The sequence below is a fragment of the Flavobacterium sp. LHD-80 genome (genome assembly GCF_030929605.1).
Taxonomy (GTDB): Bacteria; Bacteroidota; Bacteroidia; order Flavobacteriales; family Flavobacteriaceae; genus Flavobacterium.
Genome location: NZ_JAVFVS010000002.1, coordinates 356,333 through 381,958, shown reverse-complemented (window position 1 = coordinate 381,958; position 25,626 = coordinate 356,333). Strand labels below are relative to the sequence as shown.

The window sequence follows — 25,626 nt, the reverse complement described above, 5'->3', positions numbered from 1 at the left end:
GCCCGTACAGCTTGTTAGGCTGCACAACGAGTCGCACTGTTTTGGCAGACAATGCGTATGGGTGTGAATGCTGCGGTAATGCTTCCGCTTCCATCATGTGAAGTTGTCAGGAAAATATATTTCTCGGTTACATCATCCCCTTTGCCTACTCTGATATAATCAGGTAGTTTGGCTGTGATAAAGATGCGCTCTCCCTGTCCGAGTGCCCCTGCGGTTTCATACAGGATGCCGTCGCCTCCCCCCACTATGGCATCAAAGAAACTGAACGCTTCACGGTTCTGCACGATTTGATAGTCCTTGCCCACTACGCCCAAAACGGCATTGTTATCGGTTCGGGTATTGGCAAAGTAGTCGGGTACTTCAAGCTCGATGCTTCCCATCTCAATGCTCTCAGCGGTCTGTATTATGCCCGAACCTTTGGTATAAAGCGGACTTTTAGCCACCTCGTAATCAAGCCCTGCATGCCTGATAGCTTCTGCGCTTGTCGGGTACTGCTCCACTATCTGCCCGAGCCCGTGCCACGCTTTTTCTTTCACGCTGAAAAAAGAATACTTTCCTGTGTGGCTGTTGTAATTGATATTATGTGTCATGATATTTGATTTTGAAAATTTATAATTTCTTTAGAATGCTTTGCATAGCCTATTGTAACCCCTTCATGCAAAGCGCTAAAACGGCAGGTCATCCTCAGGCTCTTTTAAAGCTACCTTTTTGTTTTCTCCCTCTACAACAGGCTCTGCGCTTTGAACCTCCTGCGGGTTTTCCGCTTTCCTTCCACCTGCATGCAGTGTGATTTGTGAGGTGGTAAAATTCAGTCCTGCTCGTGGCTCGCCATCTGTGCCATTCCACGCCCTTGCGCTGACCCTGCCTGCAAGCTCCACAAGTGCCCCTTTAGTCAGGATGCTCGCTACCTTGGCGCTTATCCAATAGGCACATTCAAAAAATGTGGTCTGCTCTACTTTTTCACCTTTTTTATTTCTGTAGCTTTCGTTTACCGCTACTGAAAAATTAACTACCTGTCTGCTGTTTGACAAGGTGCTAACTTTCGCATCTCTTGTCACTCTTCCTGTGATGTTCATGATTTCTAGTTTTTAAAATTTTTACTTTCTTTTCCCCGCCCCTCTTTTTCACTTTTACTTTTTATTTTTTCAAAATTTATTCGGCAATGGGAACCGGCGCTTGTTTTGTTTCATTATGTCTGTTTTCAATATTTCAAGGGCTCATTTCTGACATTTTTTTTTATTCGTCTAAAGAGCCGCCGTATGCTGTGTTTTGTTTCATGAGCATAAAAAGGTTAGTGTTTAGCTCAGGCAAGGCTTTGATAAAAAATACAACCCGGATGGGTGGAGATTTTTTAGCAAACCTGAAAGGCCGGGCCTTGCCAGAGCGTAAAGAACACGGGGTTACCTTTGCTCCTGAAATAAAAAACAGAAGCATACAGGGTCTTTGATCAAAAGCAAAAGGGAAGCAATCGGGATACTGCGGATAAACATCATTAATGAAGGAAAGAGGCAGCACTGTGGTGAATTCTAAAAGATTGCCCCTGAACCTGTTGAGTATTGCAGAAGCCACGGAATAAAATTCCGTAGTCACAGCTATTAACGCGCAGCTAAAAAGATTTGACATTTATTCTTATATTCGCTAGGAAAAGCATAATAATGGCACAACGTCAACTACAAAAAGTCGTATTGGTGTCATTTTATGGCTTGTATAACTTAGTTATGCAGTATATTCCGAAAAATCAAAACCGTACAAAAAATAAACAAAATGAATAATTACGACTTTAACAACAAGAAATTTGGACTAATTGAAAACTCTGAAAGTGGACAAGTAAACTCGGAAACTATTTTTGAATATAGACAAGATAGCAATCTTGTAACCGCTGACTATTTTGGTGGAACAATAAAATATGGAAAAATTATTGCTGACTTGAAAGGAGATGAATTAAATATGTTGTACCAATGTTTGACTACAGACAATTTATTAAAAGCTGGAAAAGCAATAGCTAAAATTTCTTTAACAGATACAGGGAAAATAAAATTGAGTTTAGATTGGGAATGGTTGACAAACGGAAACGAAAAAGGAAAATCCGAATACATAGAAATTAAATAACCGAAATAGACGGAAACACAAGTCATTTCGAAATACAGAACGTTGAGTCGAACTTACTCGATTATGATTATGGACAATCTGTGTGGATAAAAATACACCACATAACCGCTACTACAACGGATTTGGGCAATTGGCTTAATGGAAAGTTGGTTTTGTATTTGGGATGATTTGGCAAATCCGAAAATAGGGATTAATTTAATCCCAAACCCACTGTAGTACCAGAACCTTAACGGCAAGTGAAACAAAAAAAACACGAATTAAGAATGAAAGAAAGTTTGAAAATAATACAGACGGCTGAACTAAACGAACAAGCAAAAAAGCAAGTGCTTGACCTATGGAATAACGAATATCCTGAAAAACTTTCTTACAATAACTTGACTGACTTTGACAACTATTTTCAAAATCTATCGAACCTGACACATTTTTTGCTGACAAGTGACGAAAACTTGATTTTTGGCTGGGCATTAACTTTTGACAGAGAAAATGAAAAGTGGTTCGCGATTATCTTGTCAGAAAAAATCAAAGGACAAGGTTTGGGACGAAAAATGCTTGAAAAAATTAAACAAACAGAAACTATTTTGAATGGTTGGGTAATCGACCATAACAATGACAAGAAAAAGAATGGACAGTTATATGCTTCACCAATGAAATTTTATGAAAAATGTGGTTTTGAAATCCATAAAGAAAGACTTGAACTTGACAAAATTTCAGCAGTAAAAATAAAATGGACGGACAAAAAACAATAAAGCCAGCCACTAGCAGGCGTTTGGAAAAAAAGTGGGTTCAGTGCTTAAATGAAGCTTTGTGCTTCGTTTCAAGTTCAGTTTCTATCATACTGTTTTTTGAAAAGTCCAGAAATCTTCAATTCTTATCTTTTAATATCACCAAACTATGAATATGATCAAAACAATTTGTCGGAGAATTTCAAAAATTAAATCCTGAATTATTGAAAGACAATAAATTTGTGTTTATGTACAATTCAAATGAAGATGAAAATTGGGCGAAAGCAAGAAATAAAATTATTCCACTATTTGAAACCAATAATTTCAGTAAAAAAATAAAATTTATCAATAGAGATTTCTCAGAAACAGAAAATCACGGAACAGTTTTCCCGATTGGGGCATTTTATGGCTTAAAAGATTTTTTTAGCTATAAATATTTAACAACAGAAAATGTAATTAGCTACAATGATGAATTAGAAAGTAAGAAATTATTAAAATTAGATTCTAATTATGCAAATCAATTAGCATATACTTGTTTTTGGAATGAAAAACCATATGAAGCGATTAAAATTAATCAATGGGCAATTTAATATTTCCAAATGAATCTAATCTTTTCGACAGTCAGGGCGAATTTCTTGAAAAGATTAGTGACATCCAAGGAGCAAAAAAATCATATAGAAATGCACTAAAAGCTATAGAAAGTCAAAAATCAAAATTGGACAAAAAAACATACGAAGAAAAGTATAGTTATTATAGAGAAAACTTAGAGAGACTGAAAAATTAACACATGCTGCAAGCAATTTCAGAATTTGGCCTAATGGAAAAATTGGTTTGCGTTTGCAAGATTTAGCAAATCCTAAATATAACGCTGATTTAATCCCAAACCCGATGCAAAACCAGAATATTGCGCGCAATTGGTCTTAAAAAAAACAAAAGCAAACAAATTTACAATGACTGAAATATTAAAACTACTATTGCTTGTCCCATTGATTTCTTGCGGACAAGAAAAAAGCGAAACCGGACCTGGATATCCAGATTATGTTGGAGACATCGGATTCAATGCAGAAATGGACAATAAAGATTTCGAGCTATGTTTTGAAAAACATATATTCCAATACTTTAATACTGGGAATGGTTTGGAATACGATGGGGAAAAATCAGCTATTGAGAAAGAGTTTGCTGAAAAATATAAATCTGAAATTATTAAAAATGAAACAGGGCTCATCAGAATCAATTTTGTTGTCAGCTGCAAAGGAAAAACAGACCGATTTCGTTTGATTGGCATGGATGAAAACTACAATGAAAAATTTTTTGTCAAATCAATAACAGAACAGCTTATGGGCATTACAAAAAGCTTAAAAGGCTGGAAGGGGAAAAAATACAGCGAAAAGGAAATCGACTATTACCAATACCTGATCTTTAAAATCGAAAATGGACAATTAAAAGAAATACTGCCTTGAAAAATATAACTTACTTATTCTTGCTTTGCCCTATTTATCTGTTTTCCCAGCCAAACTGCAATGCTTTTTTGTTTAAAGGCGACACCCTGCAATACAAAGCGTGCATTGAAGCGGAAAAAGCGGAAAAATTTTATCAATTTCAAAGAGAGTTTCAAGAAACTCTTGATAACGCAATTAAAATCTGTCCAAATTTCGCATATGCTTACCGGGAGAAATCAACAGCATATTTAAAAAGCGGAGATTTTTTGACCTGGAAAAAATTGATTGACAAAGCAGTTGATTTGGATTTCGGCTTAAATCTAGGCTACCGCGGCTGGTGCCGTTATCAATTTTTCCGGGATTATAAGGGAGCTATTGAAGACATTGAAAGACTTGACAGTCTGGCAGATTATGATATTGGATATTCAACAAATGGAGATTATCATTTGAACATTACAAAAGCTGTCTGCTACAGTGCATTGAATCAAAAGAAAAAAGCAATCAAAATATTCAAGGAACAATTAAAGGCAAAAGATTATTCGCCCGGACTATATGATTATTATCAGTTAGGGGTAACTTATTATGAAATCAAAGACTTTTCAAATGCCTTAAAGTCATTTGAAAAACAAACTGAAATAAACGAGTTTGCTGACAATTCCTATTACAAATGCAAGATTTACAAAATCTTAGACAACCAAAAAGAATATAAAAAGTACAAAGAAACTGCATTGCTGCTTTATGCCGGAAATAAAAAATTGTTCGACCCATATACCCGGCATTTTAATAGCGTCTATTACCAAACAATTAAAAATGAATAAGAAACTGCTGGTAGCAGCTGGCAGCAATCGAAATTATATTTCCCAAAAGAAAAAGGGAGAAAAAAGACTGGAAGAACAAAATACCCTTAATTAAAATGGCAGCTGTTAAAAAACGGATTCAACACCCTAGCCCCGATAGCAGCGGAAATCCTTCGGCGCCGGGGTCCGGGCAGAAGATTGCAGCGTATAGCGGGAAAAAGCTCCCAAAAAATAATATCATATACAATCTAAAGAACCCAACAACAACAACAACAACAACAACAACAACAACAACAACAACAACAACAACAACAACAACAACAACAACAACAACAACAACAACAACAACAACAACAACAACAACAACAACATTTCAAGTGAATAAAATACTAAACAATCTGATAAGCCATTTGGCAGAGAACCCAAGGACACTTTTCCTTATTGACTCTTTAGGGGCAATTTTGACAGCATTGTTCCTCTTTGCAATATGGCGGCACTTCAGCGGATATTTTGGAATGCCAAAAACTGCATTGGCCTTCCTCTTGGCAGCGGCAGTCTGTTTTGGCATCTATTCGGCCGCCTGCTTTTTGTTTTTAAAAGGGCGCTGGGCGCTTTTCATAAGCCTTATCGGCGCTGCTAACCTTCTTTACTGCATCCTGGCAATCAGGCTTGTGATTAAATGCTGGCATTTGCTGACACTCATCGGGAGGGCCTATTTTTTGATTGAAACCGCAATTATCTTCGCCCTTGGCTGTATAGAGATCAATGCGGCAAAAAAAATAAAAAAAAGAGCGGCTGGCAGCTAAACTGCTGACAAGAAAACGCTGCAGACGGCAGCTGCACTGGATTTGGGCAATTGGCTTAATATAAAAAAAAACGACTGCTATTTTACAAAAACATATTTATATGAAGAATTTTTATTATACCTATGATAGGATCTTTTCCATCGGGATCAACAAAAACAGTCGGATTATTCAAACAATAAACGTATGCACCTACATTAGGATATTTTTCAGCTAATGGGTCTCCACTCAACCACAAACTAGTCTTCGCGTCATAATACCTAGCCCCATAATAGCTCAAATTCGTCTCCCTGTCTAATTCCTTCCCATTAAACAAGTAAGGACTTGAAAAAGTAGAACTATGCTCCTCAAAAAGAACCTCCCCAAAAGCAATATACTCCACATGCTGTGAAATAGAGCCATTTTTGTTGGTAATATATGAAGTACTTCCCAAATGATCGGGATGAAAATAGAAAATATCATTCTCCGGCATTCCAATTCCGGTAAAACCTTCACCAGATTTTACGGTTTCTGGTTCAACAGGAGGACCAAATTGTACTGGCGGGCCAGGAACATCGCCCGGTGCATTGAAAACTGGATTTCTTGGCCAGCCTGCTGGCGGTCCTTGGTTTTCTTCAACCGGTTTTAAAACTTCACTTGGGTACGGTAATTTTAAGGCTCATTAAAAGCAAAAAAACAAAAGAGACGACCAACGGGTCGTCTCAATTTTATGTAAATTTTACTAAAATTATATTTCCCATCTAATAAATTACTACTTTAAATGTTAGATGAAATAATTAACCAGCAACACAATACATTACCTAACTTTATCTCTTACAATTAAATGAAAAGTTATCATAAAAAGAATTGTAGAGGCTATTTGATAGAATATATCATTTAAAGTTGTAAACTTTCCAATAATCAAATAACAAATAATAAATGATATTATACCTACGACAAACCCATAAATTAAAAATACGATCTTATTTTTACCAACAATGAAGAAATAAATAATACTCAAAATTACCGTCGCGACAAACCTTACGGTTAGCCCACCATCTTTTCCATTATAATAATTCATACCTAGAATATTAATTTTGTAATCAATATAAAAAATGACTATTAAATTTATTGTAATCAAGAGTAACATTGTATAATATCTTCTCATTTTTTTTATTCTATTTTAGATTCAACATAATTATTATATTGTATTATTGCCTTTGTTGCAACTGCTTCTGCTGCTCTTGAATTCCAATTTACATTACGTCTAATAACTTCTGGCGTGTACCAAAAACTTGATCCTTCTCCTAAATCATGATTCATCTCTTTATGAGACTCAGAACCACTTCCTGGATATTCGCCTGTTCGTAATTGAGAATCAAATTTATCTGTAAACTTTTTATATTTAGAATTTGAAATAGCTTCTTCATATGTAGGAATCTTTGAGACAGCCGTCTGTCCATATGTAGCTTCATAAAGTTCTATATAATTTGAATGTGAATAAAAATCTTCGATAGCATGATAGTATTCACCAATTACACTACCTAGTGCTTTTGCACTTCTTTTTCCACTCTTAAACTCTCCTAATGCTTTATTTATACCATTATTTATTGCAGAGAAATTTGATTTAATTTCTGAATAGTTCATGTTGTCAAAATGATTACTATCATTTGATTCTAGCCCCATTCCACCTAAATATTTTGACAAGGCTCTTACATCTGGAGCAACTACAGAACCAGAATAATTATCACCATTACCATTTACCATCCATCTAAAATCAGCAATGTTTTGAGAAACTCCATAACCACCTTTATCATTATAAGTTCTTCCTTTTTTAGAATAATAAAATGCTCTTGCTGTTATTCTATGATGAACATCAATTAAAAATCTACCATCAGGATCAATAAAATTTATTGGGTTATTAGCACAATAAACGTAAGATCCAAAATCTGGAAAACTGCTTTTTGCTGGATCCACACTCAACCAAAGCGAAGTCTTCATATCCAAATACCTCGCCCCATAATAACTCAAATTCGTTTCCCTATCTAACCCCTTCCCATTAAACAAATAAGACGAAGAAAAACTAGACGAATGCTCCTCAAACAAAACCTCACCAAAAGCAATATACTCCACGTGCTAGCTTATAGCTCCGTTTTTCGTTGTAATATACGAAGTACTTCCCAAATGATCAGAAAAAAAATAAGTCTAACTATAAAACACAAAAAACCTCGCAACTTGCGAGGTTATATTTTTGCTATTCTTTATCGATTATCTTTGCGCCTCACGAAAGGATTCGTGCGGGAGCGAGGGAAAGGCGGATATATCCGCGTGATCGTTTTTTTTCTAAATTTATTCTTTAAATAAATTTCTATATTTTAAACAATCCTTCTTTAGATAAATTATTTTATCAGAATTAAAATTAGAGTAACAATATTTATTACACCTAAAATCAAACTTTGCAACACCAATCATTTTATTTTTTTTATAAAAGATTAAAATATCTTGGTAACAATTTAAACATTTATAATCTGGATAATATTTTCCCGGATTTTGATTTGTAAAAAAATCATCTATCTTTTCTGAGAAGTTATTGCTAATTTCAATTTTCACAAATCCAAAATGCGATAGGTTTTCATAAGTAGTTTTAGCTTTCTTTTCCACAAAATCAGAATAATAAATATCAAATTTTTTAGTTCCATCTGGTGGACCAGGAATATTATAATGATCACTATGATAATATTCTACTTTGTCATAAAAAGAGTTTTGTTTTTTATCTTTAACACAACTAAGAAAGATTAAACTTATTAGAATAGAAGAAATTTTCATTTGAATATTAATTTATTTACTATCGATTATATTTTTTACGTCTTTACTATTTGGCTTCCAGTTCCATGGAAATGATTTAATTACTTTACCATTTTTATAGACATTCCAAGAACCTTTATTTTTAGTACCATTAGATGCTGTACCCATATATTCTCCTTTTTCATCATATAGTACATTTCCAGTAGCCCCCACGGTAATTAAACCTGTATTTTTATTTTCCTTAGAAAGTGTTTCTGCTATTGAATTCTCTCCGTAAGCACTTCTGCATCCGTGAAGTATTAATATTTCATCTTTTTTAGATAAAAAATCACTTTTAACATTATTACTTGCAAGCCAATTTTTTAAATCTTCAGTATTCCGAATAGCAAAATGTTTTTGTTCTTTTTCGTAAAAAATTGATAAATAAGAAAATCCTTTAGAGTTTTTATCTCCATCAGTATACCATCCGTGAGAATAAATATGTGTTGTATTTTTCTCCTGTTTTTGATTTAATGCATTTTTATATATTGAAGTATTCGTTCTTATATGAGATTGTTCTGTTATTCTGTCAACTCCTCGTAACAAAGGATCTATCTTAGTATTTTTGTTAGCATTAAAAATAGTTCCATTATTTGTAACTTCAGTTTGTTTCCCATTTGGGTCAATGTATTTGATTGGATTTTGATAGCAGTAGATGTAAGAGCTTAGATTTCCACTATAAAAAACCCCTCCATTATGTTGTCCATCAAAATAAAATTCTTCTTCAAATATAGGATTATATAAAGCCAGCGGATCAACATTGAGCCACAAGCTTGTCCTAATATCCAAATACCTCGCCCCATAATAACTCAAATTCGTCTCCCTATCCAATTCCTTCCCATTAAACAAGTAAGGACTTGAAAAAGTAGAGCTATGCTCTTCAAACAAAACCTCTCCAAAAGCAATATATTCAACATGCTGGCTAATGCTTCCGTTTTTGGTGGTAATATACGAAGTACTCCCTAAATGATCCGGGTGAAAATAGAAAATATCATTTTCTGGCATTCCTGTTCCGGTAAAACCTTCACCAGATTTTACGGTTTCTGGTTCTATAGGCGGGCCAAATTGTACTGGCGGGCCAGGAACATCGCCCGGTGCATTGAAAACTGGATTTCTTGGCCAGCCTGCTGGCGGTTCTTGGTTTTCTTCAACCGGTTTTAAAACTTCACTAGGATAAGGATCACCTGTGAATTCTAGCGTGGCATAAATACCTTGTTGTGTTGGAGGAAAATAATAAGCCTAACTATAAAGCACAAAAAACCTCGCAACTTGCGAGGTTCTATTTTTAGCTATTCTCTATCGATTATCTTTGCACCACACGAAAGAATTCGTATGGGAGCGAGGAGTTTCCGATTCATCTCATTAATTCTCCCATTCTGAATTTACTTCAGTAATAAAAAGATTAGGGTCTTTCGGATAATACTTAATCAATAGAGAATCTCCAACTTTCTTGTCTTTGCCAATATCCAAGGCATCACTACCTTCATAAATAGTATCTCCTATCTTAAATTTAACACTAATTGTACTTCCTTTATAAACGAACTTTTTTGTGATTATCCCTTTCGTTACTTTATAATCAGATTTTATCAAATTATGCTCATTTTTACGTTTTTTATCCATTTTACTAAAAAAGAAAGCAAAAATTAAAGCTATTCCAAATAAAATAAGAAACAACTTTATATAATCTCTTTTTTTCATTTTCTGTACACTTTGAATCTCTATCTTTTTTTGCATATTAACGCTTGTCTTATAATTATTTATCTTTTTCATAATTTATTAATTTCCTATACCAAAAAAATCTTTTATTTTATCTGTCATTGTATTTTGTGCAGCACCTTTAGCTGCTCCTCCAACAGGAGAATCAATAGTACCTTTAATCATTTGTGCTCTAACGGTCTTTTTTCTTGCTATGGTTGCGGCTGAATTGGCAACATCTAATCTTTTTACAGCTCTTTTGGAGGCATCGCTAGTAAATTTTGTACCTCCTTTAGTTGCTTTTATAAATTTGTTTTCAGCCCTAACGACTTCTTTAACCGCTTTTGTTTCTGCTTTTATCATTTTTTTCACAGAACCTTCAGCCATTTTACCAACTTTTTTCATACCAAAATCACCTATTTTACCACCTATAAAATCTGCTCCTGCATCATACACAACTTCTCCAATATCTTTTTTATCACCAATAACTCCCCCTATAGTTTTAAAGCCTTTTTCATTAGTATAATCAGTCGTAGATTTAAGAGCAATAGCAGCAGTCTCTGCAACTCCTGTTAATGCGGGATTAAATCCTATCATAGCTCCCTTAGCGCTTTCAATTCCAACATCGGCCCAGTCTACTTGATCTAGAGATTTTCCAGAAAGTAATTGTGTCCCTAATTCAATTCCTCCACCAACTACAGCTCCCAATAAAACTCCTGCTACATTTTGCTTACCATTTGGATCAACATATTTGATAGGATTTTGATAACAATAATTAAAATTTGATAAATTTCCAGAGTTATAAACTCCATCATTATGATCTCCATCAAAATAAAACTCATCCTCAAACATAGGATTATAAAGTGCGAGTGGGTCAACATTAAGCCACAAACTAGTCTTCATATCCAAATACCTGGCCCCATAATAGCTCAAATTCGTTTCCCTATCTAACTCCTTGCCATTAAACAAATAAGGGCTAGAAAAACTAGACGAATGCTCCTCAAACAAAACCTCACCAAAAGCAATGTACTCCACGTGCTGGCTTATGCTTCCATTTTTGGTTGTAATATACGAAGTACCTCCTAAATGATCCGGGTGGAAATAGAAAATATCATTTTCAGGCATTCCAGTTCCTGTAAATCCTTCTCCACCTTTTACGGTTGTAGGTTCTACAGGAGGACCAAACTGTACTGGCGGTCCTGGCACATCGCCCGGCGCATTGAAATATTGAAACAAAAAAGATGAGCAGTAATGCTCATCTTTAAATTATTGACTCTCTTTTATTTTAGTTATAATTTTAGAAACTCATACCATTAACTCAGAATCAGTAAATTATTAACTATTTAATTATAAAAATCTTTTTATTTGATTGCATGCTACCCAGCTCTTTATTTTCCTTCATTTTTGGCAAAACAAACAATTCTTCATCAATATGCTCATTATTATATGCTTTTAAGTCATATACTGACTTATAAAAATTATATACCAGTTTCTCAAGTTTTATTGGTAATGAGTGAGAAATTTTAAGAAATTCATAAAATTGATCATATTTATAATTTTTAAAAAGATCTGGATTTACACTCAAAAGTCCCTCAGCATAATAATATCGATAAACCCCTGTTTTCCATACCACTTCAACTATAGAGCAATTAATCTCTCCTACCATTTCTTTTTTCTCTTTTTTTGTAATAATAGGTTCATTTCCCAGTATTTCTTCCAAATCTATTGAAACATCTACAGCAGAGACAATACTTGAATTGTCTACAAATCGATAAAGCAAATTATTCTTTTGTAAATATGTATTTATAATCTCTATGTCCTTATATTTATAAATATTAAGAAAGTTACCTTTACTTGTAAACATATAAGTTATTGTATCAACTGGTATCTCACCTTGTTTTTTCAAATTCTCAATTAAATTATTCTTACTTATCCCATTTATTAAAGTATCACCTAAAGTAGTAGTATTTACAACGTATTCAAGCTTGCCTTCAAAAGATTGAGAATTAATCTGAAGTGCAAAAAAGAAGAAAAAATAAAGAATAAAATTTTTCATTTAGATTTGTTTTTTGTGTTATTAATAATTTAATGTCTTCTCTATATTCTATTTTTTAATTAACTCATATTCCTGTACTACATAAGTATTAAAAATAGATCTTTTGTATTCTACTCTTAATAAATAATTATCAATAATATTTTTTCTCTCCAAATGTTTATGATTTTGAAATCCTACACTATAAACTTTATCATCAAAATAAAAAAGTAATCTATCTGATCGACCAGAAATATAATTTGATATTTTACATTTTTTTTCAAAAATTTCATTCTGGCTTTTAAATATTATATATTCATTGATTGGAATTTTTAAAATTAAAGCGATATAAATGGAAAAAAAAGAAACCGTTATCATTACGAAAAAATAGTCCCAAATGCTTTTTGTTATTTTAATTTTATCTTTAATCTCTAATACAGATAATATAATAAAGGATAATGAGAATAATATCCAAAAAATATATTTAGGAGGGTTTAATATTAATTGATTGTCTCGTAGATATAATACTATACCTATTAGCAGTAAAAAATAAATCCATTTACTCTTTAAAATTTTATTTATCATTTTCTTTTTGTTTATCTTTTCTATATTGATTTGCTTTTTTTGAAATGGCTCCTTTTTGAACAGCATCTTTTGTCTTTTGTCGTAAAAGGTTATTTGTACCTTTTAATGCTTTGTTTCCTTGTTCTTTTACCTTTTTAAAATAATTTTTAATTCTGGTAGGGGATTCGCCATTTTCAACTTTATTTAGCATTTTATTTACTTTACGTATTAAAGCCTTATTTTCAATCTTCAAACTGCCTAGCATTTCTTCTGCTTTATTGCCAAACCCTTGTTCAACTAAAGTTTCAATTGATGACTCTAAAAATATATTCATTAACCCATCTTCACCTTCCATTAATTTATCCATATCAAAATGCCCATCTGTGTCATATTTACCTTTACTGTAATTATCAATAATTTTAGTAGTCATTTTAGTTACTGTACCTATTATCATCTTACCTGCTCTTGATTTAGCAAATTTTTGGATTTTAATAGCGGTAGCTGTTCCAGTTGGAGTAACAGATGAAATCGCATATGATCCAACTGCCCCCCATGTAGCAGAAGCCCACCCGATATCATTATATGCTTCTTGAGATGACTTACCTTCAATTAACATACCTCCAAAGTAATCCATACCTACATCTAATGCAAAACTCGATACAGCGTCTATTATACCTGTGATAGGATCTTTTCCATCGGGATCAACAAAAACAATCGGATTATTCAAACAATAAACGTATGCACCTACATTAGGATATTTTTCAGCTAATGGGTCTCCACTCAACCACAAACTAGTCTTCGCGTCATAATACCTAGCCCCATAATAACTCAAATTCGTCTCCCTGTCTAATTCCTTCCCATTAAACAAGTAAGGACTTGAAAAAGTAGAACTATGCTCCTCAAACAAAACCTCCCCAAAAGCAATATATTCAACATGCTGGCTAATGCTTCCGTTTTTGGTGGTAATATACGAAGTACTCCCTAAATGATCCGGGTGAAAATAGAAAATATCATTTTCTGGCATTCCTGTTCCGGTAAAACCTTCACCAGATTTTACGGTTTCTGGTTCTATAGGCGGGCCAAATTGTACTGGCGGGCCAGGAACATCGCCCGGTGCATTGAAAACTGGATTTCTTGGCCAGCCTGCTGGCGGTTCTTGGTTTTCTTCAACCGGTTTTAAAACTTCACTAGGATAAGGATCACCTGTAAATTCTGGCGTGGCGTAAATACCTTGTTGTGTTGGAGGTCCGGGAGGCAATCCTAGACTCCTCACATAAGTATCTAATGCTTTTTGCTGTTCTGCTGTAAGCTTGCCGTAATTTACTCCTCCTGCTGTTAGTTTTAAAGGCTGTGCAAAAGCTCCGTTCCCTAGTTTACTCACAATACGTCCTGCTCCTTCGAAATAGTGCTTGGTAAATTTCCCTTTGCTTATTACAAAATATGGCGAAACATTACCTGTGTAATCATCTGTATGAACAATGGTTGCTGCTGTTTCACCGTTTATGGCTACATTCTGCGAATCGCCTGAACTTTTTATTACTCTTTCTCCTCCTGCATCATAAGTATATTGGTGAACTCTTCCGTTATCGTTAATTCCCATTAAACGATTTTCTTCGTCCCAAGTCATTTTTCTGAAATTCTTTTCTTCGGTATAACTTGTTGGGTTTCCGTTTCCATCATACACATATTCTCTTGGCTGTACTTTTCCTGCTTCTGCAATTTTGTTCGGTGCGTTAGGGTGCAGTTCGTTGTCGTAATTATAATCTAAAACATAGCCTTTCTGCTCATTATTTACAATATGCACCAAGTCTTTTTTGGTAATATTATGCATTTTGTTATAGCTCATATTCAGCTCATAACTCGCCTTTGTAAACTCGCCTTGATACGCCGCTTTTGCCGATTTTAATCTGTAGAAATCATCGTACTGATATTCGTGAGCCGAAGTTCCTCCTAAAGCATTATTAACGATTGGCGCCGTATTTTTTATGCTCAATACATTTCCGACCAAATCATAACCGTAGGCATTATTCATAACCTGCCTTGAACCGCTTTTTACCTGCAGCTGCTGCAATCTCCTCATGACAGGATCGTAGGTATAATTGGTTTCTGTATTATTACCGTATTTCAAATACTTGCGCTGTTCAAATTCGTCATAACTCAATTGTTTAATATAATCGTAGGTATGGCTTTCTTTTTTACCCTGCATGCTCTGCAGGTTTCCTGCGCGGTTATAGGTGTATTCTACCACTTCTCCATCAGGATAAGTCATTTTTTGAATACGGTTCCAAGTATCGTATTCGTATTGCAAAATATAGGTTTGAATGTCTGTTGGCGTAATACGAAGCGTTCTAATTTCTTTTTCCACCTCTCCTAGTTTTCCATAGAAAAATTCCTGACCACCGCTGGCATCTTGTACAAACCATAATCGGCCACGACGAGATGGTGTACCATCTGCTTTTCCATAATTATACTGCACGTTATTCTGCGGGTTTTTAGGATATTTGATACTCTCCAAACGGTTGTAATTGTATACGTATTGTATAGCGCCACCATTAGGAACTGTATTTTTAATATCTTGTGTAATACGAGTGGTCAAGTTACCTGCCAAATCGTATTCCATTTTCGTTGTTCCAGCATCTGGATGCGTAAATTCGATGCGTCTTCCGAGCCAGTCGTACGTACTTTTGGTGATATGATCCATGGCATCTGTAACTTTGACCATTTCGCCTAATGCATTGGTGTCAAATTTCGTTGTCAAATCGTTTTGCATACTGGCTACATTTTGCCCTGTAGCATCGGTATACGTCGTATTGGTTTTGTTTAATGCGTCGGTTTGTGTAGTTTTTAATACTGGAAGACCATCATAACTTTCCAAAGCGAAAACTGTAGTATTGGAACTTCCGTCTGGCAAGGTCACTTTTATGGGGCGGTTTACCTCGTCATAGTCTGTTTTCGTTGGTGCGACAGTAGAAACTGCCGTACTGAAATTATTGTCTAAAGTTGTACTTGTGGTTGGGTAATAACTGGTTATGGCTCTACCTAACCCATCATAAATTACTTTTCCAGAAATAATATGCGCTTCTTGATCGGCACTTCCTGCTTGTGTAAATAAACTGGCAGTTTTTTTAACCTGCAAAGCTCTTCCTAATCCGTCTGTATAGGTATAAGTCTCAATGTCTTTGTCCAATTCTGGATCGTAATTTCTGGTTTTGGCATACGGCACTTTCGCATCGGGAAAATATTCATAAGCAATCGTATAGGACTTACCCGAAGCAATTTCATAAGGTGCACGAATTGTTGCAATACGGCCTTTTGCATCCAAAGTATAATCTGTACTTTGATCGTTACGGTCTGTTGTTTTAACTGGTACTCCAAAACGGTAATTGTATTCCATTTTGTTTTGATAACCAAAAGCATCTTTAATCTCCGTCATGTACTGATGATTTTCTGCATCGTATACATATTCTAAAGTCATACGCTGGTCTTTGTGATTTGAAGGACCTGTAATTTTCTGCAAGTTTCCGTATCCATCATATTCAATATCAGTCACTGCAATTTTATCTGCTGAAGCGTAATTTTTAATCTGCGTCACTTCGGCAGTTGTCGTATTGATGGTTGTCGCTCTTTTACGGCGAAGGCCATCGGCTGTAAATACTTCCAACTGTTTTGGAATACCACCATAATAAGGCGTTGTACTTTCGTAATAACTGATTTTTGCGGTTACTTTATCAGCCGCGGCACCGTTGCCTAAATCTTCGTATTGAATAATGTTTCCGTTAGCATCATACGTATTAAAAGTATTCGTTTCCAGATAATCGCTACCGCCTTCATAGACTTTCTGATTGGCATGAATTAATCCAACAAAAATACGTTTGGCATCGCAAGAAGGCAAGTTCAATTCTGAAATGGGAACGCTCGCCTGTGTTGCCACATCTATAAAACTATATTCATTTTCAGACTCCTGGCGCATTTTTCCATTTTTGTCTAAAGTGTAGCTGTATTTTAAAAGGTTTTTTCTAAAATAATCCTGATTGTAAAATTCCTGCACTGTGGTCATAAAAACCGAATTATCTGCCGCATCAATCTGTTCCTGAGTTACTTTTCCAAATCCGTAAAACTCTCTTTCACGACGATCCTGATAACCGTCTTCGTATCTAAATTTTGCAATAGAATGATCGATACCGTCACCAGTATGTCCGTCAAAAACATCTACAGTTTGTAAAACCCACTTCGCTGAAGGGTTTTCGTAACTTGGTTTCAACAGTTCATAATCTACTGTATAACTATTTCCTGCACCGTTTTTAACGCTTTTTAATTTGTTGGTTCTTTTGATATTGGATAACTGTGCTGTTAAATGACCATCATCTTTCGAAACCACATAATCTAAATTTCCATCTCCATCAATATCCATAAAAGTGCCTTCAGAACGGTTGGTACTCCATCCTTTACTTCCTCCAATGGTAGGCGTAATACGCAATAGCCAAGCAATAATATCAATTGAGACATTGGCATTCAGACCATAACTTACCCCTTTATTCTGGCTCATTTCCGGAAATCTCGGATATACAACCGGCATATCAAACGAGTTTCCTAAATTTAAAGAAACCAGCATTGTACTGCCTACATATCTAATCTTATCTGCAAGTCCGTCACCATTAATATCCATAAAAGATTCATCACTATCTGACTGCGATCTGGCATAATTAGCTCCTCCAGAAATGGATCCCTGTTTAATGCTGAATCCTAAACCTGCGCTCCAATCTGTAGAATTTCCTTTGTTGATACTCGCAAGGTTCCATTTTTCTGCTGGCAAAAAGCCGTAACCTGTATTTAAAAATACATCTCCAGACTCTGTTATTTTATCTGGCAATCCATCTCCATTAATATCGCTATGAATCAGTACAGAACGGTCTTCACCTTTACCCTGTGAAGCGCTCACAGAAATGCTGTTCCCTCCTTTTTCAGCTTCTTTTGAGGCCGTTTCTTTTGCAGAATCTCCTTTTACTTTCGATTTTGCTACCGTAACACTCATAGAGTTGGATGGCGCACCGTGACTGTAGCTTCCGCCAAAATTTGGTCCTTCAGAGCTTGTTCTAGAATGGCTGAAATTATCTCCAATATTTACGATTTGGTCCGAAACTTTCCCGACAGGCGCTGTCAATTGTATATTTCCTCCACGAATATAATCTGGAAAGCGGTCACCATTAAAATCGCTCATGGTCTGGGTCATATACGAGTCTCCATCTATAGATTTACTGTATCCAAAACTTGCTGAACCTCCTGCAGAAACTCCCCCAGAAATACTTTTACTTTTACTTTCGCTAATCATATCTAAAGCAGAAGTGCTTCCTCCCTGCAGATTTGGAAGAGTAAAATCGGTATAATCGGCAATATCATCTTCTCCTAATCTCGATGTTCCGATGGTTTGCCCTTTAATGTAAATTCCTTCTTCTAGACCTTCCCATTTGTATTTACTATAAGACGGATTTAATGATACGAAATAACTATCAGCAATTTCATAACCTTTTCCATCATAATTGTCAGGATCTGTATTGTTTAAATCAGGTTCTGTATTGTAAGCATCAGATTGTTTTAATTGATTCTGGTCTATAGTATTGGAAGCTAAATTTCCGTTAATCATAAATCCGCCCCATTGACGATGGTACAAACCGAATGTTCTTTCATCAGCGTTTAAAAGACTATATATTACAAAATCATCTGTCGTGGTGTTTAAAACTATATCATCTGTTAGATCTGCAACATCTTTAAAATCGATAATCTGAACCTGAACATTTAAGGCATTGGCTTTTGGATAGTTTTTAATAATGGTCATAGACTGCGCATTAGAAACCGTCATTTCCAATTGAATTGGAGTTCCTAAAACAGCATCAGGATAGTTGACCGCATCATCAAAGGTATTATTCGCTAAAACCATGGCTCCTGCTGTGATTCTGTAACGGTTGCGTGCCAATAAAACATTGTTTTGTTTAGCCGAAATAATTACATCTCCATTATAATTATTAATATTTCCAGGATATTGGAAAGGTGTCGCCAACACTAAATCCTGTGGCAATATGCTCAGTTTTACTTTTCCGCTTACTGTTGAAGTTATTCCTGGAATATTATAATTTCCTTCTCTTTTATTGTATAAAGTATGTGAAACATCCATAGGAACTTCTTCTGCAACACCACCTGCATAAGCTGGCACTGTAACCGTTGGAGCAAAAGAAATAGTTTGCCAATTGATGTTGGTTTCGGTTTGAAGGGCCAAACTAATCTGCGTTTCGGCTTCAAATGCAGGAAGATTTACTGACGCTAAATTAAATGATGCTACTTCATTAGCTAAAAAAGTCTTTTCAAAAACAACTACAGCTGGATTGGTCTGCTCCAAATAGGTTTTAGTAATAACCAATTTAATATGATCTGATGTTACTGGTTTGTTTAAGATTCCTTTTAATACAACATTTCCAGCAGCAGCAACTGTTTTTCCTGCAACAGAACTGCTGAAAAAATCTGCATTTGCATTATATGAAGCCAAAGAATACCCATTGACATCTTTTAAAGTGGCAGGAATTATAAAATCGCTCTCCATTACATTTCCACTTAAACCGCGGTCAAAATGTTTTACTTGCGAATAAGTGACAACCGGATTCCAATTTACAGCATCAAAATTTCCATCCTTTACCGAACTTACTCTAAAGTAGAGTCGTTCTCCTCTCTCTACAGCAATTCCAATGTTCTGTTTCGTTCTAATGGCATAATCTTTTGGACCGATCGCCTCATTCCAAAGCAATTGGTTTCCTTTTTGAAAATACAAATGAACGCCGTCTGCTTTATCATTTCCTGCATTATTTACGTATGCTGCACGAGCTTTTATTCCATCAGGAGTGGTATCTTCAATTAATTGGTATTGATGCGAAACAGACACTATTCCTTTTACAGGCGCTTCCCACATGCGCACCACATCATGCAGCGGATTCTGTTTTTCGATCTCATCTGCAGAAATAGTGGTAAAACCTGGAATCGTGATATCTCCTCCTCCAAAAACGGGCGAAGGCGTTCCTGTACTGCTGCTTCTAAAAGTTGGCACACCATTCTCTAATCGGTTATAATAAACTTGTCCGTTTTTAACAAAATCTACCAAACCGTCTCCATTAAAATCCATGAAATACGCTTTAGTTTTATTGGTAGATCTTTGCTGATCGTAACCGATATTTCCATATTTCAGATTTAAGTCGACACCCCAATTGAATGAAGTTGATTTTGAAAATCCAACATCGCTAATATTAATTTCCTGCAGTTCACCAAAACCTAATTGCCCAGAACCAGCCAAGTTTTTTCGGTAATAAACCCCATTTTTATTCTTGAAAACTTTGTCTGGCAATCCGTCACCATCTAAATCTTCCAGACTTACTGCCGTATCAGATGATCCCCAACTGTTTCCTCCGTGACCTCCAACCGTAAAGCCTTTCAAACTTCCTGCATTAGTTGCCAACCCAATCCCTAAACGATAGCTTACGCCATTTGTCGCTCCTTCTGAACTGCTGACTAAAGAATGTTTTCCTGAAAAAAGCGCATCGCTGAAAACTGGAATCGAACTATTTTTTAAATTATCATTTGGAACATTCCAAACTTGTTCCGCTCCAAACGGACTGTACTTTCCTGATGTGTCACGAACATCATCAAAGTAATCTAATTTATTCGTATAAAACAGTTTAGACTCTGAATCGTTTTCCGAAATGGACTCTAGCAAAGTCTTTTTGAAAGCACCTTCTTTAAATTTCAATTCGTAACTGCGAACCAAGTCATTTTTGTAGCGGACTTCTATTTTTCGTAATAATTGATTGTTCAGCTGTTTAAAACCTAATCTGGCCGAAACCTGAACATCTGTTCGGTTTGCTTCACCAAGATCTGAGTTTTTTACAAAAGTGACACTGTAATTTCCTTTTTGCGATCCAGAACCAGTATAATATACTTTTTTAAGATACAATTCGCCATCGCGTTTGTCGTATTCGTACTCCACTGTATTCCCTTTTAAATCGACTTGAAGACAAAGTGCCCAATGTCCGATATTTCCATTTGCGTCCTGCAAAACACTATTAACCGCAAGTCCGGATTGTGTTCCTCCATAATAACTCGCAACACCACTCTTATCTTTTACGACCCAATAATAATTTTTAGGCGATGATCCTTTACGGATAATCTGCTGAAAAGCACCTTCTCTTCTTGGATAAAACTGCTTATCAGCAGTTCTGGCAATCCATTCTGCTCTATGTGAGTTCGGAATCAAAGCTTCTCCTGCAACAGCATAACTTTCTGTTTCATTAACTGCATCATATCTTGGCGCTCCCCAGCGTGTTTCAATACTTACTGCCGGCGCCGAAATATCCCAGCCCATTCCTGCCCAGCTGTGTCCGCCGTCACTATCATACTGTAAGTTAAAAGACGGCTGCATACCTCCTCGCCCATTCGGAATAACGATGGAAAAACCTGTACTCATGGTTCCTCTTCCGTTTGCCGAAGGCGGTGCAATAGATTGGATTCCTACCAAGGGACTGGCCGCTTTTAGATCTTTAATGCTTGTTGGCGTGTAACCAGAAGTTTCAGGCGATTCGGGCATTTTGATAATTCCCGCAATAAAATCTGTAAAATGGGTTGTTTTGGCCTTAATAATTCCCTGTTTGATGTCAAGAGAATCTTTGGTTACTTCCTGCCAAAGTCGTTTGTTCTCGTCAAAATAAAATACATTGATGTCTTTTTCTGTATAACCTTCGGGAATTGTTTTTTTATCGTAAGGAAGTGAAAGTGTTACGGCTTTCTCAAAAATAGTTCCGTGCGGCAGTAAACGAAAACCTGCATTTACAGCGGTCACATTTACCATTGCCGAGTTTAATGGCGCAATATCAATTTTACGTAAACCGCTTACCGATACTTTTACATTATTTTTTAAAGCGCCGGCAGGAAAAACGGCCAAGAAATCTTTATATTCTAAAGCATTGGCTGTTTCAAAATTGATGATTTTTGAAACACGTTCTTTTGCACTCTCAATTGGTCTGAAACTTTCTACATTAGAAAATTGCTTTACTTTTATTTCTTCATTTAGAATAACCCCCGAAGCAGTTTCTTTTAAAACTGAGACAGATTCTCCGATCTTTTCAGCATCCAAAACCAATTCAAATTCCGGCTGAGTGACATCTACCGAAATTCCGGCAATAGTCATTTTTTTTAACTGAGAAGGAAAATTAGTTCCTTTGATATATAATTTATCAGCTGCTTTTAAAAGCGTAAAATTGGAATTCTGATTTCCGTTTTTATATACTATTCGTACATTTTTAATTTTGTATCCATTCGCAGTTCCTTCAGGAGCGGTAAACAAAAGCACGTTATCTCCTTTTCGCAATGATTTTTCAGATAATAATTCAGACTGACTAGTCCATGCTTTGTTATAAGACAAAAATTGCCCTCCAATACTGGGCTGGTTGTTTAAACTTCTGGAAATTGAGGCTGCTTGATCGTAACCGAATAATTCGTATTCTAAATAAGCGTTTTCATTTTGTGCGGGAAGTTCATCTACTTTTAAATGAAAAACATTATCGTAGGCATCATCAATATCCTCAGGATTGTCAACCCCAATTATACCTTCTTTAATATCAGCTGCGAATAACTTTGTGGTTTTATTTTCATTTTTTTGAATAACCGTAGAATCAGAGACTAAAACTCCCTTTTCTTCCACTGTGTTTTCAGAAAACAGAAAAGCTATTTTATATTCGCTGATATTAGCGGCAAACAAAAATGCTCCTATTAAAAATACCAATACTATAATTCTATTTTTCATAAGTAGATTAAATCGATTTGAGGCAATCGGTTTATATTATTGAATTTGACAAATACTTTCTTTGTCTAGTTATTTCACAATTACTTTAAAAGTCTTATTTCCAAAATCTGAACTCACATTAACCAAATACATTCCTGACGGTTCTTTTATATTATCTTCATGCAGATAGGTTTCGATCTGATTGTATTTCTTCTCTTTTAAAAGTGATCCCGTCAAAGAATAAATGCGAATCGTTGCGTCGGACTTTTTAGGAAACTGCATCGCAATTGCAAACTTTCCGTCTGGGGTTGGATTCGGATATAAAATCAGGATACTAGAATCTGTAATTTCTTTTCCATCTGTCGCTACAGCAATCATTTTAGACGTTTTACATTCCTGTCCGTTTATTAATCGAAGCTCATAATTACCAGGCTGATCGATTAATATCTTCGGATTGTCATCTATAAAATTCCCTTCATAAAACCATTGGTATTGATAATTTCCAGACGGCAGAGCTGCACTGGCATCCAAAAGAAGCGCATTTCCATCTGTCAGCAGATAATCTGATTTTAGATTAGGAAAAGTTCCTTCCTTATCTGCCACAAATACGGTTTCTGAATACAGATTTCCTTTTTTGTCTTTTACGATATAATCATAAGTTCCTGATGAAAGCTGCACGCCGGTCTGACTTTTTGCAGCTTGACTCCATTGTTTTACAACTGCTACACTGCCTTCTTTTTTAACTGTAACGGTAAAAGGAGCTTCTCCACCTTCAATGGTATAATTTAATTCGCCCGATCCTGAAACGCCACAAAGTGCTTCGGTTATCCAAACTCTGCTGAACATTTGCGGGGCTACTTTTAAGGTAAATTTTGCTGTCCCAGATTTCTGTTTATTCCAGTCAAAATTTTTTAAAACCAATTTTTCTGTACTGGCAGTGCTTCCTAAACGAATGTATTCTGAATCGTTTTCATCATAAGTTCCCTTTCCAGAATAATCAACTAAAAGCCAATAATAAGTGTCTTTTGGCAGTGTTCCTTTTATAAAAGCAGGATTAAATGTCCAGTCTAAACTAAGATCACTTGGGTTCGCATAATCTAGCTGCCATTCTCTAGAAACTCCGATTGGTTCTCCTTGCTCTTGCTTTTTAACTAAGAGATTCTTTCCGTTATCGCTCCAAAAAGCAAAATAATCATTAGGAATCTTGTCCGATTTACTTTTTACTTCAAACGTCATCAGTCCTTCTTCTATCATATTGCTGCTTTTGGTTTGCAGCAAACCGCTCGCGTCGTCACGTCCGACTGCGGTAATTGACGACGTAAATCCTTTGTGTTTTTCGGCATCCCAGATCTTTTCTCCTTTACTGTTTAAATAGTTTTTATTGTCAAACTGAGAAAGTGAAATTCCGTATTTTATGGCTAAATAACTCGCCGCTTTCTGCGTTTCTAAACCAGATAAAACGCGGTTGTAAATCAAGATTTCGCTTATGCTTCCTTTAAAATCTTCTGGCGGCAATTTCTCCATTTTTGATTTCTGGCCAATAGTTAATGAAGACAGTTTTGCAACGCTATCAGTTACATTCTGCTGAAAAAAATGAATATTTGCTTTATGAGGTTTGATCTTTTCCTGATAAGACTGGTAAGAATATTTTTTTAAGTCAACCAAACGTTTGTTTGTCGCAGCCGAGATTATTTTTTGAGGATCATTAATCGTCCATAAAAATTGTTCTTTCAGACTGTCCTTTACTTTGTATACCATAAAAAGTGTCTGGCGCCTTTTACTATCTGAGCCAAGAGGCACAATTAAAGAATCCTGATCCGTATCAATGACGATACTGGGATTAAAATTAAAAGCAGCGCCATTGTATTTCTTTACAGGTACCTTTGCCTCTTTATTGTTTACGAGACTTTCCCAATAGTAACTCTCTCCCGTATTTCTGGATTTAATCCAAAAAAAAGGTTCTGAAACTGCTCCTGGAACTATTTTTTCCTGCGAAAAGACAGCATTCACAATTAGAAATGCTGTTAAGTTTACCAATAAAAAAATCCTTTTATTCATATTCTAAAGTGATTTTTATGATGATGTTTTTTTAGAAATTTCCTAAATCATCAAAGTCAAATGAATAACCAATAATTAGTGAAATACTATTGATTTTATTTTTGTTTTCGCTGTAACGATGCCCATTTTCTTCGGTCATTAAAGCATCTGTAAGCCCCAAAGAGTATCTTGCTCCAATAGAAAGATTATTGCCAAATTCATATCCTGCAGATAAAACTCCGTAGAAATAATTTTTACCCGTCAAAGATTCTTTCAATACTTTCTGAACATTGGCATCTGGCTCAAAATAAACACCAGAATCTGCAAACAATTCTTGTGCGTTTGAGGAGTATTTTATATTATCACTAGCAATATTAAATCCTACATAAGGCCCAACGCCAATATAAAATCCTTCGACAGGATAATATTTAAACTGCGCTCCGACATTGATATAACTATAACCAAAAGTCATTTTATATTTGAGTCCTTTTACATCTTCGTAATTCAAATCGGTTCCCTGACCTGAATAGGAGATTTCAGTCTGAATAGCAACTTTTGCATAAGGATATTTCCAATTAATAAAGAAACCGCCCATTCCGCCAAACTTGCCTTCTTCTTTTAGGGTATAGCCTTCATAAATACCTTTCGGCACTATCACATCTGGAAGATTGGACATTTTAGAATAAATTCCGCCGCCAAAAAGACCATACGTAATTTCTCGATCACCCTGTGCCAATAAAGATTTTGTGCTTACTAGTAAAAGAAGCAAAATAATTTTTTTCATTTTTTTA

General features: G+C 35.4%; 19 protein-coding genes and 1 pseudogene. 7 read left to right on the top strand and 13 right to left on the bottom strand.

The annotated features are described in order from the left end of the window. Positions 1 to 35: 35 nt before the first annotated feature. Positions 36 to 590 (bottom strand): annotated as a pseudogene (locus RB619_RS04565) (DUF932 domain-containing protein); the annotation flags it as partial. Between the two features lie 75 nt (positions 591 to 665). After that, entirely contained in the window at positions 666 to 1,076 is a 411-nt protein-coding gene (locus RB619_RS04560) for a single-stranded DNA-binding protein (RefSeq protein WP_308094714.1), read from the bottom strand. Positions 1,077 to 1,764: 688 nt separating this feature from the next. Between RB619_RS04560 and RB619_RS04555 the strand changes: the two genes are divergently transcribed. The 7 genes from RB619_RS04555 (at position 1,765) to RB619_RS04525 (ending at position 5,873) form a co-directional block, all read left to right on the top strand. Further along, entirely contained in the window at positions 1,765 to 2,109 is a 345-nt protein-coding gene (locus tag RB619_RS04555) for a hypothetical protein (RefSeq protein ID WP_308094712.1), read from the top strand. A gap of 236 nt (positions 2,110 to 2,345) precedes the next feature. After that, positions 2,346 to 2,855 carry a GNAT family N-acetyltransferase gene (locus RB619_RS04550; RefSeq protein ID WP_308094710.1) on the top strand — a complete coding sequence of 170 codons (510 nt, stop codon included), beginning with the start codon at positions 2,346 to 2,348 and terminating at the stop codon, positions 2,853 to 2,855. A 224-nt stretch (positions 2,856 to 3,079) separates the two neighbouring features. Then, entirely contained in the window at positions 3,080 to 3,421 is a 342-nt protein-coding gene (locus tag RB619_RS04545; protein WP_308094707.1) for a hypothetical protein, read from the top strand. After that, positions 3,409 to 3,615 carry a hypothetical protein gene (locus RB619_RS04540; RefSeq protein WP_308094704.1) on the top strand — a complete coding sequence of 69 codons (207 nt, stop codon included), beginning with the start codon at positions 3,409 to 3,411 and terminating at the stop codon, positions 3,613 to 3,615. The genes RB619_RS04545 and RB619_RS04540 overlap by 13 nt, the downstream gene beginning before the upstream one ends. Before the next feature lie 166 nt (positions 3,616 to 3,781). Next, positions 3,782 to 4,291: a hypothetical protein gene (locus RB619_RS04535; protein ID WP_308094701.1), complete on the top strand. Its 510-nt coding sequence runs from the start codon at positions 3,782 to 3,784 to the stop codon at positions 4,289 to 4,291. Further along, complete coding sequence (locus RB619_RS04530; protein ID WP_308094699.1) at positions 4,288 to 5,088, top strand: hypothetical protein; 801 nt, start codon at positions 4,288 to 4,290, stop codon at positions 5,086 to 5,088. Before RB619_RS04535 ends, RB619_RS04530 begins: the two co-directional genes overlap by 4 nt. A 95-nt stretch (positions 5,089 to 5,183) precedes the next feature. Beyond that, positions 5,184 to 5,873, top strand: a complete 690-nt coding sequence (locus RB619_RS04525; RefSeq protein ID WP_308094696.1) for a hypothetical protein — start codon at positions 5,184 to 5,186, stop codon at positions 5,871 to 5,873. Between the two features lie 82 nt (positions 5,874 to 5,955). Here RB619_RS04525 and RB619_RS04520 read toward each other — a convergent pair whose 3' ends face one another. The 11 genes from RB619_RS04520 to RB619_RS04470 all read right to left on the bottom strand — a co-directional run bounded on the left by RB619_RS04520 (position 5,956) and on the right by RB619_RS04470 (position 25,619). Then, complete coding sequence (locus tag RB619_RS04520; protein WP_308094693.1) at positions 5,956 to 6,342, bottom strand: RHS repeat-associated core domain-containing protein; 387 nt, start codon at positions 6,340 to 6,342, stop codon at positions 5,956 to 5,958. Between the two features lie 680 nt (positions 6,343 to 7,022). Further along, a complete protein-coding gene (locus RB619_RS04515) occupies positions 7,023 to 7,982 on the bottom strand; it encodes an RHS repeat-associated core domain-containing protein (protein ID WP_308094690.1) in 960 nt (319 codons plus the stop codon). Between the two features lie 216 nt (positions 7,983 to 8,198). Beyond that, positions 8,199 to 8,675, bottom strand: a complete 477-nt coding sequence (locus RB619_RS04510) for a hypothetical protein (protein WP_281631306.1) — start codon at positions 8,673 to 8,675, stop codon at positions 8,199 to 8,201. Between the two features lie 12 nt (positions 8,676 to 8,687). Next, positions 8,688 to 9,698 carry an RHS repeat-associated core domain-containing protein gene (locus RB619_RS04505; RefSeq protein WP_308094687.1) on the bottom strand — a complete coding sequence of 337 codons (1,011 nt, stop codon included), beginning with the start codon at positions 9,696 to 9,698 and terminating at the stop codon, positions 8,688 to 8,690. Positions 9,699 to 10,055: 357 nt separating this feature from the next. Continuing rightward, the gene (locus tag RB619_RS04500) at positions 10,056 to 10,463 is read right to left on the bottom strand and encodes a hypothetical protein (RefSeq protein WP_308070838.1); all 408 of its coding nucleotides are present in this window, start codon (positions 10,461 to 10,463) and stop codon (positions 10,056 to 10,058) included. A gap of 6 nt (positions 10,464 to 10,469) precedes the next feature. Continuing rightward, entirely contained in the window at positions 10,470 to 11,624 is a 1,155-nt protein-coding gene (locus tag RB619_RS04495; RefSeq protein WP_308094684.1) for an RHS repeat-associated core domain-containing protein, read from the bottom strand. Between the two features lie 103 nt (positions 11,625 to 11,727). After that, complete coding sequence (locus RB619_RS04490; protein ID WP_308070841.1) at positions 11,728 to 12,444, bottom strand: hypothetical protein; 717 nt, start codon at positions 12,442 to 12,444, stop codon at positions 11,728 to 11,730. A 48-nt stretch (positions 12,445 to 12,492) separates the two neighbouring features. Then, the gene (locus RB619_RS04485; protein WP_142479132.1) at positions 12,493 to 13,005 is read right to left on the bottom strand and encodes a hypothetical protein; all 513 of its coding nucleotides are present in this window, start codon (positions 13,003 to 13,005) and stop codon (positions 12,493 to 12,495) included. Next, positions 12,995 to 22,819, bottom strand: coding sequence for a SpvB/TcaC N-terminal domain-containing protein (locus RB619_RS04480; RefSeq protein ID WP_308094681.1), 9,825 nt, complete (start codon positions 22,817 to 22,819; stop codon positions 12,995 to 12,997). Before RB619_RS04480 ends, RB619_RS04485 begins: the two co-directional genes overlap by 11 nt. Before the next feature lie 69 nt (positions 22,820 to 22,888). Then, positions 22,889 to 24,856, bottom strand: coding sequence for a T9SS type A sorting domain-containing protein (locus RB619_RS04475; protein ID WP_308094678.1), 1,968 nt, complete (start codon positions 24,854 to 24,856; stop codon positions 22,889 to 22,891). Between the two features lie 31 nt (positions 24,857 to 24,887). Further along, entirely contained in the window at positions 24,888 to 25,619 is a 732-nt protein-coding gene (locus RB619_RS04470; RefSeq protein WP_281631300.1) for an outer membrane beta-barrel protein, read from the bottom strand. Positions 25,620 to 25,626 lie beyond the last annotated feature (7 nt).

Excerpts from the sequence above, each read along its gene's own strand:
- RB619_RS04560 (WP_308094714.1), bottom strand. The coding sequence starts at position 1,076 with ATGAACATCACAGGAAGAGTGACAAGAGATGCGAAAGTTAGCACCTTG.
- RB619_RS04555 (WP_308094712.1), top strand. The coding sequence starts at position 1,765 with ATGAATAATTACGACTTTAACAACAAGAAATTTGGACTAATTGAAAAC.
- RB619_RS04545 (WP_308094707.1), top strand. The coding sequence starts at position 3,080 with ATGTACAATTCAAATGAAGATGAAAATTGGGCGAAAGCAAGAAATAAA.
- RB619_RS04540 (WP_308094704.1), top strand. The coding sequence starts at position 3,409 with ATGGGCAATTTAATATTTCCAAATGAATCTAATCTTTTCGACAGTCAG.
- RB619_RS04535 (WP_308094701.1), top strand. The coding sequence starts at position 3,782 with ATGACTGAAATATTAAAACTACTATTGCTTGTCCCATTGATTTCTTGC.
- RB619_RS04525 (WP_308094696.1), top strand. The coding sequence starts at position 5,184 with ATGGCAGCTGTTAAAAAACGGATTCAACACCCTAGCCCCGATAGCAGC.
- RB619_RS04520 (WP_308094693.1), bottom strand. The coding sequence starts at position 6,342 with ATGCCGGAGAATGATATTTTCTATTTTCATCCCGATCATTTGGGAAGT.
- RB619_RS04510 (WP_281631306.1), bottom strand. The coding sequence starts at position 8,675 with ATGAAAATTTCTTCTATTCTAATAAGTTTAATCTTTCTTAGTTGTGTT.
- RB619_RS04505 (WP_308094687.1), bottom strand. The coding sequence starts at position 9,698 with ATGCCAGAAAATGATATTTTCTATTTTCACCCGGATCATTTAGGGAGT.
- RB619_RS04500 (WP_308070838.1), bottom strand. The coding sequence starts at position 10,463 with ATGAAAAAGATAAATAATTATAAGACAAGCGTTAATATGCAAAAAAAG.
- RB619_RS04490 (WP_308070841.1), bottom strand. The coding sequence starts at position 12,444 with ATGAAAAATTTTATTCTTTATTTTTTCTTCTTTTTTGCACTTCAGATT.
- RB619_RS04485 (WP_142479132.1), bottom strand. The coding sequence starts at position 13,005 with ATGATAAATAAAATTTTAAAGAGTAAATGGATTTATTTTTTACTGCTA.
- RB619_RS04480 (WP_308094681.1), bottom strand. The coding sequence starts at position 22,819 with ATGAAAAATAGAATTATAGTATTGGTATTTTTAATAGGAGCATTTTTG.
- RB619_RS04475 (WP_308094678.1), bottom strand. The coding sequence starts at position 24,856 with ATGAATAAAAGGATTTTTTTATTGGTAAACTTAACAGCATTTCTAATT.
- RB619_RS04470 (WP_281631300.1), bottom strand. The coding sequence starts at position 25,619 with ATGAAAAAAATTATTTTGCTTCTTTTACTAGTAAGCACAAAATCTTTA.